Source organism: Rhizobium sp. CB3060 (assembly GCF_025200735.1).
GTDB lineage: Bacteria > Pseudomonadota > Alphaproteobacteria > Rhizobiales > Rhizobiaceae > Rhizobium.
Genome location: NZ_CP104158.1, coordinates 1452023 through 1468388, shown reverse-complemented (window position 1 = coordinate 1468388; position 16366 = coordinate 1452023). Strand labels below are relative to the sequence as shown.

The following is a 16366-nucleotide window of genomic DNA, read 5'->3' as shown; positions in this document are numbered from 1 at the left end:
ATAACCCTGTCATTGCGCTTGCTCCGAACACTGTAACGCGATTCGGTTTATTCGCTCATCGCTATCTGCTTTGATTGCACCGGATTCCAGGGGTGAAAACAGGTTTTGCGCTTGCAATTTATCGAGTGTGCACTGGCAGAAGCTGCGGCACATGGTTTCGCTGCCGGAGCGTACGCAGGAGGCTTGGCATTGCCTGATATAGGTGACCGTAGGATCGGGCGCCGGTGCGGGCGCGATCAGCGAAAGAAGATAGACGAGACCGATAAGCACCGGCTGGTGGACGAGGTAGAAAATCAGGCTGTGGCGCCCGACGCGGGCAATCAGATTGCGGCCGGGACCGAGCTTTGCCAATGATCTGAGCCATCCGAGCGTTGTCGTCAGTTGCGCGATGCCGAGGCCGAAAAGGAATGGCGTCAGCCAGGGGAAGACCGGCACGTAATCATTCGAACGCGGAAGGTGCTCCGACAAGCCGAGCCAATAGAGCCATGGCACGTCGAAGACGGCGGAATGCAGCGAAAACGGCGCGATGACATTATCGACGACAATGCCGATGAGGAGCAGGGCAGCGATTAGCAGCGTTGCGAAAGACGGCAGGCGCAGGAAGAGCAGACCGATGATGCTGGCGGCGGCGATAGAGTGCAGGATGCCGAAGAAGATCCAGCCGTCGCGCATGCCGATGAAGGTGACGATGGAAATCGCCGCAGCAGCGGCCACGATCATGCCAAGGCGCTTGAAATAGGGGCGCCAGCGGATTTCGGGCGTGTTGGCCAGCACGAGGCTGAAGCCGGCGAGAAACAGGAAGGTGCTGGCAATGACGCGGGCGTAGATTTTCAGCCAGCCAGTCTCCGCCGTGCCCGGTGCGAGATAGCCGAAGAACTCGAAATCCCAGGTGCAATGATAGCTCGCCATCGCCAGAAGGGCGACACCGCGGGCCGTGTCCAGAATGCCGATGCGGGGCGTTTTCTGCGGCGCATCGATGCTCTCGGCGATAACAGCCATTGGCAGGTCCTTCCAGGCATGAATTCAAATCATCGGCGCCGGTTTGATGACTGCCGACGTGGCGATGTCATGGCACATCGATATCCATGATGGCCAGACGCGCATCGGAAAAAAACTGCCGGCGGATCAGGACGATAATGATGAAGACCGTCGTCGTGATGAAAACATAGGGGCTGAGGAACCAGCCGAGATAGCCGATCGACAGGAAGATCGCTCTCAGACCCGCATTGAAGTTGCGCGCGGCGATGACATTCATGCGGATCACCCGCTCCGCGGCGCGCTCCGCCCGCACAGGGTCGAGCTCGGCATCCGCCAGCATCGGCAAGGAGCCGAAGAGGATGGTGCAATAGTTAAACAGGCGATAGGCCCAGCCGAATTTGAAGAAGGCATAGCCGAACAGGCAGGCAAGTCCCGCCACCTTGATCTCGAAGGCGGTGCGGCCGCTATTGAAGACGAAGGGCATGTCGGAGAAGAAGGCGTTGACCTTGTCAGTGGCACCGAGCAAGGCGAAGCAGCTACCGATGGCGAAGATCGAGGTAGAGGCGAAGAAACCGGTGCCGTTCTGCAGGCCAGATAGAATCTGCGTATCGATCATCTTCAAATCGCGGCGCAGCGAATTGTAAATCCATTCGCGCCGGCGCTCGTTCATGGCCAATGTCAGGCTGGTGCGATTGAAGAAGCGGGCGCTGCTGGTGATCCAGTTCAGCACGACCCAGAGAAAAACGAAGAGGGCGAGGGCGACATAGTCGGCGGTCGTCATAAAGGCAGATTCTCCAAGTCCATATGCCGCCGACTGTAACCTACGGCCATTCGGGCGCAATGGCCTTATGTTTGCGCCGCATCGTGCCTACATATAATGTCGCAGGCATGAAATCCGATGTCGGTTGATCGCCGTGCAGGGCTGTTCCGTTGGCGTAGCCTTGCCATTACGCGATTTGCCGAGGAGGCACCAAAGGTCCATGTTTCTTTCAGTTTTCGATGTTTTCAAAATCGGCGTCGGGCCTTCCAGTTCGCACACGATGGGTCCGATGTCGGCCGCCAATCGTTTCCTGGATCTCCTGCTGTCAAACGAGTGGCCACGCCCGTCCTCGAATGTGCATGTTGCTTCGATCAAGGTCAGCCTGCACGGCTCGCTCGCCCATACTGGCATCGGGCATGGCACGGGCAGGGCGGTTATCCTCGGTTTGATGGGTGAGCGGCCCGATGCGGTCGATCCCGACCGGATGGATGCCGTTATCGATGAGGTGGAGCGCACCGGGCACATCACGCCGCCGGGCCATCCGGCCTATCAATTCCAACCGAAGACCGACCTGATCTTCGACAAGAAGGTGCCGCTGCCCGGCCACGCCAACGGCATGAGCTTTTCCGCCTTCGACAAGGACGATCGCCTGCTCGTCAAGCGCATCTACTATTCCGTCGGCGGCGGCTTCGTCGTCACCGATACCGAGCTCGAGCAGATGCGTGCCGACAAGAAGAAGGCCTCTTCCGGCGAGCGAATTCCGTTCCCCTTCGCCACCGCCAAGCAGATGCTCGATATGGCCGAGCGCTCCGGTCTCTCGATTGCGCAGATGAAGCGCGCCAATGAAGAGACGCGCATGAGCAGCGAAGAGCTCGACGCCGGGCTCGATCGCATCTGGGCGGCGATGAATAGCTGCATCGATCGCGGCTTGAAGGTCGAGGGCATCATGCCGGGCGGCCTGAAGGTGCGCCGCCGGGCGCGCGCCATCCATGACAAGCTGCAGGAAGAATGGCGCAGCAACCGCATCAATCCGCTGCTCGCCAATGATTGGCTGAGCGTCTACGCCATGGCCGTCAACGAGGAAAATGCCGCGGGTGGCCGCGTCGTCACCGCGCCGACCAACGGCGCGGCCGGGGTCATTCCAGCAACGATCCGCTACTACCAGCATTTCCATGAGGATTGGGACCAGGATGGCATCCGCAACTATCTGCTGACCGCGGCTGCCGTCGGCGGCATCATCAAGCACAATGCCTCGATCTCCGGCGCTGAAGTGGGCTGTCAGGGCGAAGTGGGCTCGGCGGCTGCGATGGCGGCCGCGGGGCTTGCCGCCGTCATGGGCGCGACGCCCGAGCAGATCGAAAATGCCGCGGAGATTGCGCTGGAACACCATCTCGGCATGACCTGCGATCCCGTTGCCGGCCTCGTGCAGGTGCCTTGTATCGAGCGCAACGCACTCGGCGCCGTCAAGGCAGTGACGGCTGCATCGCTCGCGATCAAAGGCGACGGCCAGCATTTCGTGCCCCTCGATGCCTGCATCGAGACGATGCGCCAGACCGGCTACGACATGAGCGAGAAATACAAGGAAACCTCAACAGGCGGCCTCGCGGTGAATGTCGTCGAATGCTGAGTGTGGACGCTTGATTCTAAAAGCTTGACGCTGCCGGTCAAAAGGATTTCAACGGCGTCATGGCTTTGCATATCATCAAATTGTGCGTGGGCGCGGATTCGCTTGAGGATCTGCGCGAATGGGTCTCCGAGCGGGCGATGAGCGCCATCGCCGCCGGTCTGGAACCGCACACCACCCATACGACCCGCATGGTGCCGAAGCGCGTGGATGAGCTGCTGGACGGCGGCTCGCTTTACTGGGTGATCAAGGGGCAGGTACAGGCGCGGCAAAAGCTGCTCGGTATCGAGACGTTCACGGATGTCGATGGAATCCACCGCTGCCGGCTTATTCTCGATCCGAGCGTAGTCGAAACCGCCAGCCAGCCGCGTCGCGCCTTCCAGGGCTGGCGCTACTTGCCGCAGGAAGATGTGCCGCGCGATCTCGACAGCCTTGGCGGCGGCGTCAATGAGTTGCCTGCCGATCTGCGTCGCGAGCTTTCCGAATTGGGATTGCTGTAGAGCGGCGGCCGCCTCGGGAGCCGCAGCACCGCTCCATCCTTGCACTTTTCCTGATTAGCGCAGCCGCATCAATACCGGAGCTTGGCCATTCGGCGCGGTAATGTGCAGGTGGATGTGGGCTTCCGGCTGGGAATAGCGCCAGGCGCGGGCTCCGTGGCAAAGCAGGACGGAGATCAGGTCCTTCGTCTTGCTGCGCGAACGCGAACGGCTGAGGCCGAGATCGGCCAACCGCATGGCTGCCTCATGCAGCGGATGAAGAGCAAAGCCCTTCGATTTCATCTTTCCCCCGCCATCGAGCGAGAAACCCGGAAAGTTCTCGTTCATTGCCATTTTCACATCCCCGTAACACATTACAAACTCAGGGCCGGCCTCATGATCATCCAAGGCCGGAAGAACCGGATATCGCTACGCAAAATCCAGTAGATTTCTGAACGATGCGGCACGGAAAGCCGTGTCACATCCTTATTCCAAGCTCGCCCAGCACTTCACGCCGGCCTTCTTGAGAGCCTTGCAGGCGTTGACAGCCGCATTCTGGTCCTCGAAGCCGCCGAAACGGGCGCGGTAACCGCCATCAAAGGCAAGCGTATAGGCCTTGGCCGAGCGCAATGCCTTGCCGCCCTTGCTCTTGGCGGTATCGAGCAGATCGCTGGCGCCGTCCTTGCTGGAGGAGATGCCGATCTGGACGACCCAGCCGGTCGGGCCCGCCTCATCCTTGCTCGCCTTGGTAACCTTCTCAGGCTTTTCAGCCTTTTCCGTTTTCTCGACCTTCTGGGTCTTAATGATCTTGGTATCCGATCTGGAGGTCGAGGCCGTCGTGACGGCGTCGACCTCATCCGTATCGCTTTCATCCGTAGTCGCCGATGTCGGTTCGATGGAAGCCACTTCATCGGATGCGGCGCGTTGCTTCTGCTTGGTCGTGAGCAACGGATTGCTCGACTTCGGCGTGATCGCCGCAAAAGCCGCGGCGCTCGACGGCTGCTGGTCGTCGTCAGCCTCGGCGGTCTCGTCCTTGCTCATCTTCGCGCTGCCGGCAGCCGCCATGCGGGCGCTTGCAGCCTGGACGTTGGGCGTTTCCACCTTCGTCTGGGCGACGACATTGGAGTCGATATGCTTCGTGGATGCCAGCGGCAGGTAAGCGGCGATCAGCTTGCGCATCTGGTTGTCGCGGGCGGGCGTCGAGGCGCCACCGAGAACGACGCCGACGATCGAGCGGCCGTCGACCTTCACCGAAGTGGCAAGATTGTATCCGGCAGCACGCGTGTAACCCGTCTTGATGCCGTCAACACCACGGACCGAACCGAGCAGATGGTTGTGACCCGGGATCACTCTGTTGCCGAGGCGAAAGCTCGTCTCAGAGAAGAAGCCGTAATATTGCGGGAAGTGCTCGCGCAGGGCGACGCCCAGGCGGGCCTGATCGCGCGCCGTCGTCATCTGGGCGGTGTTCGGCAGGCCGTTCGGATTGCGGTAGGTCGTCCGCGTCATTCCAAGCGCACGGGCCTTGTTGTTCATCATGCGGGCGAAATTGTCTTCCGAGCCGCCAAGCATTTCGCCAAGCGCCATCGCCGCATCGTTGGCGGACTTGGTGACGATACCGAGAATCGCCTCGCGAACGGTCACCGAGCGGCCGGTACCGATGCCGAGCTTGGTCGGGGCCTGCGAGGCTGCATTTTTCGAAAAGACGACAGGAGTATCGAGTGTGATCCGACCGGCCTCAAGCGCCTCAAAGGTCAGATAGACGGTCATCATCTTGGTAAGCGAAGCGGGATAGTGAAGCGTATCCGCATTTTCGCTGTAGAGAACATTACCCGTGTTCGCGTCAATAACGATGCCCGCGTATTTCGAGCCTCCGGCTGCATTCGACACATCGACGGTAACGGTCACCGTCGCAGTCGTGATTGCAAAACCGAACAGCACCTTCGCCAAAAACTTGCCGGAGCTTGATGAGGATGCGGAAAAAATTGATCTGGACACTACTTCACTCTCTGCTTGCATTTACGTTCTCAATTATCCGGCCGCCGCCTCCATGAGCGCCCGTTGGCTCTCAAGAGTAGAGGTTTAGCGTTACCAATCGGTTTATGATGAACAGTTGGTTTCAGGATTCCGCATCATTTTAGTCACCACTTACGGAGATTCCGTCGTGCCGGCCGCATCGACAAGGCGTGTCTTCACGAAATTCTGGACAGCGGCATCCATCGTCTGCCAGTCGCCAAGCTGATGACTGGAAAACCGATAAAGCACGCTGAGATCCTTGCCGACCCTGATGTCCCGCTGGCAATCGCCGCTGGTCGCCCCAGCGGGCGAGGAGGGCAAGATGCAGCGCACGACATAATCCGGCTCGCCAGCGCGCGGCGCGGTCAGAAGCACTTCGCCACTATAGCCGGCGTCGGCGCGCAGACGATGGGCCGTCAGCCCATGTGGACCGGCGAAGGCGTCGCCTTCCATCAGATGCGAATAGATCGGCTCCAGCCGGCCGGACATGTCGCGTGACATCGTGCTCTGGCTGAGCTGTAGGAAAATCAGCGAGGAGGATTGGGAAATATCGTCAAAGCGCAAGCGGTCGGCATCGCTATAGCCCTGCATCTGCGGCCAGGTGAGGTAGAGATCGACGCGTTCCGCGACGCCGTTTACGCGTTCGCTCGGGAAACGGATGGTGTTGGCGCCAAGACGCAACGTATCCTCGCCGATCGTCACTGTGATCGGCTTGATATCGGCAGTGTGGCCGGCCAGTGAGATTTTTTCGCCGAGCCAACGGCCACCAATGGTGATGGCAACGGTAAGTGCGGCGAGTACGGCAACGCCGGCCGTGAGACGATAAACGAGGCCGCTCGATATCAGCGGCTGTTCGTCGATCGAGGAGGCGGATGACAGAGGAGGGGTCATGCTCTTGCCTTCGGTTCCATCCCGCCTTGGAAACCGTCGTCAATGACGCGTCCGCCGCGGCTCAAGACCCCTGATGAGTCTCGCTGTGGAATGATTGCCGCCACATTGGTTAATGAGCCATTAAGAATGCGTCGGCTTGCATATTTATCGGCACAAATACCTTTGCGAAAATCGGGGCGGATTTCGGGCTGAAGGGGTTGATCGTTTCACGAAATCATGGGAGCCGATCTATCTTTTTGCCCCTTCGCAATGCCGGATGAACCGCCGGGCGTTTTTTCGGGCAATTGCCCTGGGCACACCCCGGAAACGAAAAGAGCCGTTCCCGGGACAGCGGGAACGGCTCAGAGGCGCCGGTCAGGACAGAAATGCGGAGACAGACCGGGGCCTTGACTGAGACCACCGGTGCTAGGTCACCGGTGATCACGTGGCGGAAACACGACCTACTTCAAGCTGCCGACTGCAACGGCGCGGCCATCCTGTATCTTGACCCAGCGAGCCGGATCGTCAGCGGACTGACGCTTCAGGAAGGTGTATTCGGTATCCGACCAAAGCTTCACCTTATTGCGCATATTGTCGAGAACGAAGTCGCCGCGATCGGTGCGCACCGTCAGCACGGCATGGCCTTCACCGTTCGGCTGCAGCACGACCGTCATCAGCAGGTCGGAGGCCGAAAAGCCGGCGTCGATCAGCTCCTTGCGCTTCAGCAGAGCGAAATCCTCGCAATCGCCGGCAGTGGTCGGGATCGCCCATTTTTCCTCGACGCCATAGAGATCCATATCGGTCATAGGCTTGATCGTCGTATTGACCGTGTAGTTGATCTTCAGGATGGTCTTCCAACGATCTTCGGTAAGAATAGCGGGACCGGCATCGCCGCCGACATAGGCGCATTCCCTCGGATTTTCCTTGCAGAACTCATAGTGACCGATCGGCGGCGCGGCATCGCCGGTGATCGTCATATTGGCCGGCGTCGCATGGGCGAAGCCGAGACAGCCAAAGGTAAAAAGAGCCATTGCGGCATAACCGCGAAGAAGGAATTGAAAGCCCATGTCCGTGTCCCTGTTTTATTGGGACCAGAATGACATGCAGGCTTTTATCCGACGCAAAATTACGTAGTCAAATTAAGGACTTAGTTGATTCAAATGCGCGTAGAATTGTCATAAAATGAGCGCAAAACTTGAATCAAATTTTCGGGGAATTCGATTAAAATTCGAATGTTTTTCCGCTTGGGGTTCCGTATGGAGATTCTGCGTATCCGCTTGTTTTTAAATAATTTTGTTTTCGCCCACAAATGTCGGCGAGGAACACCGTTTGCCGGCAGCAGCGCCGAAATAGGACGGTAGCTTCGTCTCGGCACATCGCCCGAACCTCACGAATGTCGGAAATCCCCTCAGGCTGTGCCATTTTGGGAAAAGGCGTGCTCAAAAAAATTTTGAGTTTTTTCGTTGCCATCAGCCGATGACGCGAAATTCGTCCGTCGCTTCGACAATGGCTGCCGCTATCTTCGACGTCGCCGGCGAATGGGCGGAATTGGGAACCACGACCAATCTTGCCGCAGGCCATGCCCGCGACAGCTCCCACGCGGTAATGACGGGTGCCTCCAGATCGAGCCGGCCCTGGATCATCGTGCAGGGGATACCCTCGAGCCGGTTGATGTCCCGCAATATCTGGCTCTCTTCCAGCCAGCCGCGATAATGGAAGTAATGCGTGATGATGCGCGCTCTTGCAGTGAGATATCGGGGATCGGACCAGCGGCTGGGCAAAGTCGTTTGGGTATCGACGAGGATCGAAGCCGATTCCCAGTCGTGCCAGTCCTTGGCGGCTTTGGCATGGACGGCCGGATCCGGATTAAGGAGCAAGTGATAATATGCGGCCACCAGATCGCCATTGCGCTCGCTCTCTGGCACGCCAGCACGGAAGCGAGCCCATTCTTCAGGAAAGAAGCGGGCAAGCCCGTTATAGAGCCAATCGATCTCAGATTGCCGCGTCATGGTGACCCCAACGACAATGAGGGCTGCGACGCGTTGCGGATGCGTCTCGGCGTAGATCAGCGCCAGAGTACAGCCCCAGGAATTGCCGTAGACCAGCCAGCGCTCGATGCCGAGGAAGAGCCGAAGCTGCTCGATGTCGCCAACCAGATGCCATGTGGTGTTGGCGGAAAGGTCTGCCTGCGGCTCCGACGCATGCGGCAAGCTTCCGCCGCAGCCGCGTTGGTCGAATTGAATGATGCGATAATGTTCCGGATCGAAAAAGCGGCGAGTACTGGCGGAACTGCCGGAACCCGGACCACCATGCAGGACGACGACTGGAACACCGTTCGGATTGCCCGATTGCGTCCAGCAAATGCGATGCGCATCGCCGACGTCAAGCATGCCCTGATCATAGGGCTCGATTTCAGGATAAAGCGTCTTCATCGGCCGTCACATAGGCAGAGGGGCGAAACGCCGCTATTTCACCAGCCGACGTGACAGCACGATGACAGGATTAGAGAAATTCGCGCAAGGTCTCGCGAGATTGCAGCGAGAGAAATTCGATCGCGACGCCTTCCATGAAGTGGCGTACGACACGGCCGCGCATGTTGCCGAGGCGTACCGGCGTGCCGATCGGCGGGCGTGCCTCGACATCGACTGCCGCGCCCGAAAGCGACAGGTCCATGATGCGGCAGACATAGCGCGTGTCGTCTTCCAGCGTCAGTTCGCTGAGGGTGTTGCGCGGTGTCAGACGGTCGTGACGACGATCTTCCGGCAGACCGAGCTCATGCTTGTTGGCCAGCCAAGTGAGCTGAGCGGCGAGCTTCTCGCGCTTGCGGTCGGTGGCGTTGATCGACATGCTGAAGCCGCGCGCGTCGACGGCGACGACATGGCCCTCAACCCGGCCGAGATGGTCGATATAGGCGACGACACGCTCATTGGTGCGTGGGCGGCCCGGGCAGGTGACGTACATGTCGCCGGGCGACATATCCGTGACCAGGCATTCGAATTCTTCGTAGTTGGCCAGCATCAGGCGGCCCTGCATATTGATCGGAACCCGCTGAAAGGTCCGCTGATCCATGCGCGGCGCATTCCCCGCCAATTGATTTGGCCGCGTCGTCTGGGCTGACTGGAATGAATGCATGAAAAGGCTTCTTCAACCGATTATGTCTCATGCAATCACTAGCCGAAACTTCTTAAGGTAAGGTTGTCTTCTCTGAGGGATAGCTCAGAGAAGACGGTTGAATCTGTATCGCGATGGATCAACCGGTCCTTCATCGCGTCCACCCGCCTTAGGATTTAGGGCGTGATGAGAGGTCAAATCGACGGGATCGAGATGCGGCGGCAATTCGACGCGCCGGGCGGGACGCTCGTACAGCAGGCGGCTGCGGTCGAGCGCCAGGAACTCCAGACGTTCGCCACCGAGCCATGACGCATGGGCAACCGGCGTCAGGCAGCCAAGCAGCCGATCGCAGATATCGCCGGCCGAACGCACCGGCATCAGCACCATTTCGAAGGCCATGTTGCGGCCGCTGATGCTGTAACCTGTCGCGTTGATCAAGGCAGGAACGACATGTGCCATCACGCCGGCGGCGATGCGCACGGGATCGTCAGGCTGGCTTCCCGCCCACAATGCTGCAAAGCTCTCGCCCCGAAGCTCGCGGCCCATGAAGCCGCAGATCGCCGTTCCGGCCAGCCGAAAACGCGGCGCCTCATCCGGCATCGACTCCAGAATGAAGAGCTGTGGCAGAATATGGCGGACCGCTGAAGGCTGTATCAAATTGCGCAGGGGAGCATCCGCGTTGCCGCGAAGCTGCTCCCAATAGGTAAATATCTCTGTGCTGGTTTTCTGCCGCATGACGCGCCTGTGTCCCATTTCAATTCAGATGCCGGGGCATTCATTGCCCTTACGTCATGCCTTGCTTATTTCGTGCCACGGCCGAGCCATTAAGGTTAACAGAGGCTTTCATTTGCCTTGCGGGGCCATGAGTGGGAAGAATAGACCATCACTTCACGAGGGTGACCTTCAGCACAAACTATTCTCGGGCGTGGGACATAACCATTGCGGCACATCCCAGCGAGGAGCGCCCGAACAAGCCGTCCGACGGGGTTGGGCGGCTTTTTTTTTGATATTCGCTGCTGTATGTCTCGAGTCCCTTCTCAAGATATCAGAGCAAATCATGGATGATGCAGAGCCGCCGCGCCACGAGCCCGAGGAAAATCGGCCGCCGAAGCGGGTTCCTGCCTTCAACCTGCCGCCCGTTATCCTCGCAAGCCTCGGCCTGCTCATCGTTGTCTTCGCTATTCAAAACCTGCCCTGGTGGTCGGACGATACGCTGAATTGGCTGTATTTCACCTTCAGCTTCATTCCCGCGCGTTACGCCTTTCCGCTGTCGCAACAGGGGCTGGAATGGCTGTGGACGCCGGTTACCTATTCGCTCCTGCATGGCAGCATCGAGCATATCGTCTTCAACGGGCTGTGGCTTATGGTCTTTGCCGCTCCCGTCGCGCGCCGGATCGGTGTTGTGCGTTACGTGATCTTCTGGGTTCTTTCGGCGGCTGCGTCGGCATTCCTGCATGCCGCCCTCTATTGGGGCGACCAAAGCTTGCTGATCGGCGCATCGGGCGTCGTTTCAGGGCTGATGGGAGCGGCCTGCCGCTTTGCCTTTCCCGCCATGGATGGCCGTCGTGTCGGCATTCGGCAGGCGCATCTCAATCCGCGGCTGTCGATCCTGGCCTCGCTGCGCAGCCGCACGGTCGTCGCCTATATCGTGATGTGGATCGCCGGCAATGCGCTCGTCGCTTTCGGCATCACGATCGTAGGCGACAGCACGCAGCCGGTGGCCTGGGATGCGCATATCGGCGGCTTCCTTTTCGGCTTCCTACTGTTTTCCCTGTTCGACCGGGAACCCCGTATCGAACTCGAAAACTCGGCTCCATAGGCGGATGAACCTGTTGCTTTCTTGGCCCCGCTAGCGCACCATTGACACTTATCGGCCGCGAAGGGAGGAGACCGACGCGGATCGATGAAGGCAGCATCGGTCCAGGTCCGGAGGCGATTCGGAACAAATCCGAGGCTCATTTGTTCACTTTGCTTTCGAGATGGGAGGATCGAATGTCTGTTTCCGTTAAAGCCATACTTGATGCCAAAGGTCGCAATGTCACCACCGCCGGGGGAAATACGACCCTTGCAGAAGCCGCCAAGATTCTGAGTGAACACCGCATCGGCGCCATCGTCGTCGTCGGGATGGCGGGCAAGATTTCCGGCATTTTCACCGAACGCGATGTCGTCAACGCGGTCGCCAAGCACGGCCCAGACTGCCTCAACCAGCCGATTGCTTCACTGATGACGGCGAAGGTGCACCGCTGCAAGGAAGACACTACCACCGACGAGCTGATGGAACTGATGACACACCGCCGCTTCCGCCATGTTCCGGTCGAAGACAAAGGCAAGCTCACGGGCATCATCTCAATCGGCGACGTCGTAAAATGGCGCATCCGCGAAATCGAGCTCGAGGCCGAACAGATCAAGGCTTACATCGCCGGGTGAGGAGCGGTTCGGCATCACCGAAGCAATCGACCCAGTGGGTCGATTGCCGCGACGAACGCGCTGAGCCCAAAGCAAGGCCGGATAGCGCGGCATTAGCGGAGCTATCCGGCTCGCCGGAGCCGAAATCGGCTCCGCATCGGCAGCATCCTTTCATTTCCGAATGAGTCATGCCCTATCGGGCAAAGGCTTCCTGCATGCGCCTGATTTCGGCGAGCCGGATGGAGGTCTCTTCATAGCCGCGCTCGATCGCTTCGCCGGCGCGATGAAACTCTGAGAGACCGATGTCGCTGAGGCGCGGATGCAGCGCCAGGTCCGGCGGATCGCCGGCGAGGCGTGCGCGAGAAATCCGATCCTGGATGATGTTGAAAGCCTGCACCATCACCCCGGTCATGCCGAGCTTGGTATAGGGCGCCTCATCCCGGCGTTGCGGCTCGCCATTCAATGGACCGGAATTATGTTTGACGACGGCCGAACGGCCGAAAAGATCGTAATGCAGGTTGACGGCGACCACGAGCGGCTGCTCGTAGGCACGGCAGACGGAAACGGGCACCGGATTGACCAGCGCCCCGTCGACCAGCGTGCGGCTATTGGTGCGCACCGGCTCGAAAATGCCGGGCAGGGCATAGGATGCCCGGAGTGCCGTGATCAGAGAACCGTTTGTGATCCAGACCTCGTGGCCGGTATTTAGTTCCGAAGCGACGGCCACGAAGGGACGGTCCAGATCCTCGATTGCGAAGCCTTCCAGGTGTTCCTGCATGCGCTTTGTGAGCCGCATGCCGCCAAAAAGACCGCTGCCGCCGATCGTGAGATCGAGGAGGCTGGCAATGCGGCGCATGGTCAGTGAGCGGGCAAAACCCTCAAGCTCGTCAAGCTTGCCGGCGAGGTAGCAGCCGCCGACCAGGGCGCCGATTGAGGTGCCAGCGATCATGCCGACCTCGATACCTGCCTCATTGAGGGCACGCAATACGCCGATATGCGCCCAGCCCCGGGCGGCGCCACCGCCGAGTGCCAGCGCGATCTTTACTTTCTTAGGGGGAGCGGGAACAGCGGGTGGAGGGGGTGTGTCCTGTGAGATGGTCGGACCTGAACCGGCAGGAACCTGCCCGGCGCTCTGACGAATCAACCCCCAGTTCAACATGGCTTTCCTCCGAGGCGTATACTTGCCTCTTGCTGAAATACTGTCCCTTTTTTGTTTCCAAATCGTATATTCGGCTGTTGCTGACCAAGCCGTCGGGCGGTGCTTAGTGCCCATAAACCTCGCCGGGATCGAAATGCAGATGATCGTCGACGACGTTCAGCACAGGCTTTCCATCCTCCAGCTCGACCGTGCGATAGAAGCAGGAACGTCGTCCAGTATGGCATGTTGCATCGTGACCGGCGACCTCAACTTTCAGCCAGATAGCATCCTGATCACAATCGGTACGCATCTCCTTCACCGTCTGCAGATTTCCGGAGGTTTCACCCTTTTTCCAGATTTTCCCACGCGAACGGCTGAAGTAATGCGCCGTTTTTGTCTTAATGGTCAGTGCCAGGGCCTCGGCATTCATATGCGCGACCATCAGCAATTCACCGTCATGGGCGTCGGTGACGATCGCGGTGATCAGACCGCGATCATCGAAACGGGGCGTGAAATCGCCCGCATCCTCAAGCTCAGATTTATCTTCAGAAGGCTCGTTGAATACCAGGTTCATCTCGGCTCTTTCGTGGAAAGCCCTATCAGCGGCTCCGGACCATGGTCATGAAGCGGACCTGCTCGGCCGGATCGGCCTTGAAGGCGCCGGTGAAGGTCGTCGTCAACGTCGACGAGCCCTGCTTCTGCACACCACGCATCGCCATGCACATATGCTCGGCTTCGAGCATGACGGCGACGCCGCGCGGGCGCAGCGAGTCATCGATGGCGTTGGCGATCTGGGCGGTCATGGCCTCCTGCGTCTGCAGGCGGCGGCCGAAGATTTCAACGACACGGGCGATCTTCGACAGGCCAAGAACGCGGCCATTCGGGAGATAGGCGACATGCGCCTTACCGATGATCGGTACCATGTGATGTTCGCAATGCGAGAAAAATGGAATGTCGCGCACGAGGACCATGTCATCGTAGCCGGAAACCTCCTCGAAGGTGCGGCCGAGCACGTCCTCGGGGTTCATCTCGTAGCCGGAGAAGAGTTCGCGGTAAGCCTTGGCGACGCGCGTCGGCGTATCGAGCAGGCCTTCGCGCTCCGGATCGTCACCTGCCCAGCGAAGCAGAACGCGGACAGCGTCTTCGGCTTCCTTTTGCGACGGGCGGTCCGATACCGGATTGGATTCAAGCGCTTGCGGAAAGTTCTTTACAATGGCGTCCATTACCTGTGGTCTCCTGATCCGCACCGCGGATCTCATTTTGTCGGACTCGCCACTGGTATCCTCCGGAACGTGGAGAACTATGCACCTTTGGCGGGCTCCGGGGCGTTCTGGCTGGCGGACAAGCCTGCCGTCCTGCACGGTTTCCCATCAAACTTACAGAAGACCATTGCAATTTGATGGCCTTCGAACGACATACATATAGTATGGCATTGTCCCTGTGAAAGTATCCTAACGAGACACGCTGTGTTTTTTGTTATGAAACACAAAACGGGGCGCGTCGGAGCAAAGCGATCATGGACGACATCTACAACAGCAAGATCTTGGAATTTGCCGGCAATATCGAACGCATCGGCAGCCTTTCCGACGCCGATGCAAGCGCTCAGGCCCATTCCAGACTTTGCGGCTCCCGCGTCAAGATCTGGCTCAAAATGGACGGCGACGTCGTGACCGATTTTGCCCACGACGTCAAGGCCTGCGCCCTCGGACAGGCATCTTCCTCTATCATGGCGCGCCATGTCGTCGGCGCTACCGCCTCCGAAGTACGCCAGGCACGCGAAGACATGCTCGCCATGCTGAAGGCGGACGGCGAGGGGCCAACAGGACGCTTCGAGGATATGCGCTATTTGAAGCCGGTTAAGGATTACAAGGCGCGGCATGCCTCGACGATGCTGACCTTCGATGCCGTCGTGGATGCGGTCGGCCAGATCGAGGCGGCGCGCGGCTCCAACGAGGCCATAACGGCCGAAGCCGTTTAATCGGGGCCGCACGGGATGTGCCATCTCTGCTCCATGCAAGATGACGAGGATGACGGAGGGGCGGCTGCGAGCTCCAAAAGGCTACGGCGCGACAAAATACCTCCTCACCACAATGGAAAGCCAAGCCATTCCCGCAATTATTCCGGCCCCTTCCGCAAGACGCCCGACCGGCTCCTCGGCATGGGTCTCATCCGCTTCTATCAACTGACCCTTTCCGGTTTCATCGGCAATTCTTGCCGTCATATCCCGACCTGCTCGGAATACGGCTACGAATCCGTCGCCCGTCACGGTCTATGGGCCGGCGGTTGGATGACGCTCTTCCGAGTGGCGCGCTGCGGGCCAGGAGGCACCAGCGGTCTCGATCCCGTGCCGGAGACGATGGGGACCCGCTATCATTGGTGGATGCCCTGGCGTTACTTTTTCATCGGCCGGAAACCGGCCGGAGCGGCATGAAGACTTACGTCGCATTGCTCCACAGCATCGTGCTCGGTGCCGGACGCAGGGTGGTCATGAGCGATCTCAAGGCAATGGCCGAGGGGCTTGGCTTTTCCAACGCCAGAACGCTTGTTGCGACCGGCAACCTCGTTTTCGAAGCGGAAGAACAGCCGATGGCGGAAATCGAGGCGCGTCTTGAGGCGGGATTTACCAAGGCTTTCGGCAAATCCGTCGACATTATCGGCCGCGATGCCGAGGGATGGCAGAAACTTGCCGCTGGCAATCCGTTCAAGGATGGCGAGGGCAGCGAAGTCATCGTCCGCGTCATGCGCAAGCCGCTCGATGCTTCTGTTATTGCTGGGTTCGATAAGAATCGTGGCACCGAGCGCATCACAATCGTCGATGGCGACCTCTGGATCGACTTTGGCGGCAAGGCAAGCGAGACGCGTCTGCTGCCAGCGCTGACCACCAAACGCCTCGGCGTCGGCACGTTGCGCAACTGGAACACCGTGCGCGGATTGGCCAAGATGATCGGCAAGTAAAGGCTGCTTTTCCTTTACTAAATCGCTAAATATCG

The 16366-nt window shown here is 59.3% G+C and carries 19 protein-coding genes; 7 read left to right on the top strand and 12 right to left on the bottom strand.

What is annotated here, in order from left to right:
* Nucleotides 1-9: 9 nt before the first annotated feature.
* Nucleotides 10-999 carry a DUF1624 domain-containing protein gene (locus tag N2601_RS07210; RefSeq protein WP_104823166.1) on the bottom strand — a complete coding sequence of 330 codons (990 nt, stop codon included), beginning with the start codon at nucleotides 997-999 and terminating at the stop codon, nucleotides 10-12.
* Between the two features lie 67 nt (nucleotides 1000-1066).
* Nucleotides 1067-1759, bottom strand: coding sequence for a DUF599 domain-containing protein (locus N2601_RS07205; RefSeq protein ID WP_104823165.1), 693 nt, complete (start codon nucleotides 1757-1759; stop codon nucleotides 1067-1069).
* Between the two features lie 199 nt (nucleotides 1760-1958).
* Between N2601_RS07205 and N2601_RS07200 the strand changes: the two genes are divergently transcribed.
* Nucleotides 1959-3365 carry an L-serine ammonia-lyase gene (locus N2601_RS07200; RefSeq protein ID WP_104823164.1) on the top strand — a complete coding sequence of 469 codons (1407 nt, stop codon included), beginning with the start codon at nucleotides 1959-1961 and terminating at the stop codon, nucleotides 3363-3365.
* Nucleotides 3366-3424: 59 nt separating this feature from the next.
* A complete protein-coding gene (locus N2601_RS07195; protein WP_104823163.1) occupies nucleotides 3425-3862 on the top strand; it encodes a DUF1489 family protein in 438 nt (145 codons plus the stop codon).
* 54 nt (nucleotides 3863-3916) lie between these two features.
* Here the strand turns inward: N2601_RS07195 and N2601_RS07190 are convergent, their stop codons facing one another.
* From N2601_RS07190 to N2601_RS07160, 7 genes are all read right to left on the bottom strand, one after another.
* On the bottom strand, nucleotides 3917-4192 hold the full coding sequence (locus tag N2601_RS07190; RefSeq protein ID WP_104823162.1) for a hypothetical protein: 276 nt from the start codon (nucleotides 4190-4192) through the stop codon (nucleotides 3917-3919).
* A gap of 132 nt (nucleotides 4193-4324) precedes the next feature.
* Complete coding sequence (locus tag N2601_RS07185; protein ID WP_104823161.1) at nucleotides 4325-5854, bottom strand: serine hydrolase; 1530 nt, start codon at nucleotides 5852-5854, stop codon at nucleotides 4325-4327.
* A gap of 129 nt (nucleotides 5855-5983) precedes the next feature.
* Nucleotides 5984-6742, bottom strand: a complete 759-nt coding sequence (locus tag N2601_RS07180) for a hypothetical protein (RefSeq protein WP_104823160.1) — start codon at nucleotides 6740-6742, stop codon at nucleotides 5984-5986.
* A 440-nt stretch (nucleotides 6743-7182) separates the two neighbouring features.
* Nucleotides 7183-7788: a transglutaminase-like cysteine peptidase gene (locus N2601_RS07175; RefSeq protein ID WP_445944992.1), complete on the bottom strand. Its 606-nt coding sequence runs from the start codon at nucleotides 7786-7788 to the stop codon at nucleotides 7183-7185.
* A 402-nt stretch (nucleotides 7789-8190) separates the two neighbouring features.
* Entirely contained in the window at nucleotides 8191-9153 is a 963-nt protein-coding gene (gene pip, locus N2601_RS07170) for a prolyl aminopeptidase (protein ID WP_260303876.1), read from the bottom strand.
* Nucleotides 9154-9223: 70 nt separating this feature from the next.
* Nucleotides 9224-9853 carry a PilZ domain-containing protein gene (locus N2601_RS07165; protein ID WP_260303875.1) on the bottom strand — a complete coding sequence of 210 codons (630 nt, stop codon included), beginning with the start codon at nucleotides 9851-9853 and terminating at the stop codon, nucleotides 9224-9226.
* 84 nt (nucleotides 9854-9937) lie between these two features.
* The gene (locus N2601_RS07160; protein ID WP_260303874.1) at nucleotides 9938-10567 is read right to left on the bottom strand and encodes a PAS domain-containing protein; all 630 of its coding nucleotides are present in this window, start codon (nucleotides 10565-10567) and stop codon (nucleotides 9938-9940) included.
* 322 nt (nucleotides 10568-10889) lie between these two features.
* Here N2601_RS07160 and N2601_RS07155 point away from each other — a divergent pair, with 322 nt between their 5' ends.
* Both N2601_RS07155 and N2601_RS07150 read left to right on the top strand, forming a co-directional pair.
* Entirely contained in the window at nucleotides 10890-11651 is a 762-nt protein-coding gene (locus N2601_RS07155; protein WP_445944991.1) for a rhomboid family intramembrane serine protease, read from the top strand.
* Between the two features lie 173 nt (nucleotides 11652-11824).
* Nucleotides 11825-12259, top strand: a complete 435-nt coding sequence (locus N2601_RS07150) for a CBS domain-containing protein (protein WP_104823154.1) — start codon at nucleotides 11825-11827, stop codon at nucleotides 12257-12259.
* A gap of 172 nt (nucleotides 12260-12431) precedes the next feature.
* On the opposite strand, the gene N2601_RS07145 is transcribed toward N2601_RS07150, so the two are convergent.
* The 3 genes from N2601_RS07145 to folE all read right to left on the bottom strand — a co-directional run bounded on the left by N2601_RS07145 (nucleotide 12432) and on the right by folE (nucleotide 14599).
* Complete coding sequence (locus N2601_RS07145; protein WP_104823153.1) at nucleotides 12432-13397, bottom strand: patatin-like phospholipase family protein; 966 nt, start codon at nucleotides 13395-13397, stop codon at nucleotides 12432-12434.
* Nucleotides 13398-13500: 103 nt separating this feature from the next.
* Entirely contained in the window at nucleotides 13501-13950 is a 450-nt protein-coding gene (hisI, locus tag N2601_RS07140) for a phosphoribosyl-AMP cyclohydrolase (protein ID WP_260303873.1), read from the bottom strand.
* A gap of 25 nt (nucleotides 13951-13975) precedes the next feature.
* A complete protein-coding gene (gene folE / locus N2601_RS07135; protein WP_104823151.1) occupies nucleotides 13976-14599 on the bottom strand; it encodes a GTP cyclohydrolase I FolE in 624 nt (207 codons plus the stop codon).
* Nucleotides 14600-14892: 293 nt separating this feature from the next.
* On the opposite strand from folE, the gene N2601_RS07130 reads away from it, so the two are divergent.
* From N2601_RS07130 to N2601_RS07120, 3 genes are read left to right on the top strand one after another with little or no spacing between them, the layout of a single operon-like run.
* Nucleotides 14893-15354 carry an iron-sulfur cluster assembly scaffold protein gene (locus tag N2601_RS07130; protein ID WP_260303872.1) on the top strand — a complete coding sequence of 154 codons (462 nt, stop codon included), beginning with the start codon at nucleotides 14893-14895 and terminating at the stop codon, nucleotides 15352-15354.
* A 15-nt stretch (nucleotides 15355-15369) separates the two neighbouring features.
* Nucleotides 15370-15807 (top strand): membrane protein insertion efficiency factor YidD, encoded by a 438-nt coding sequence (gene yidD, locus N2601_RS07125; protein WP_260303871.1) that lies wholly within the window; start codon nucleotides 15370-15372, stop codon nucleotides 15805-15807.
* Nucleotides 15804-16331 (top strand): DUF1697 domain-containing protein, encoded by a 528-nt coding sequence (locus tag N2601_RS07120; RefSeq protein WP_260303870.1) that lies wholly within the window; start codon nucleotides 15804-15806, stop codon nucleotides 16329-16331. Before yidD ends, N2601_RS07120 begins: the two co-directional genes overlap by 4 nt.
* The last annotated feature ends 35 nt before the right edge of the window (nucleotides 16332-16366 follow it).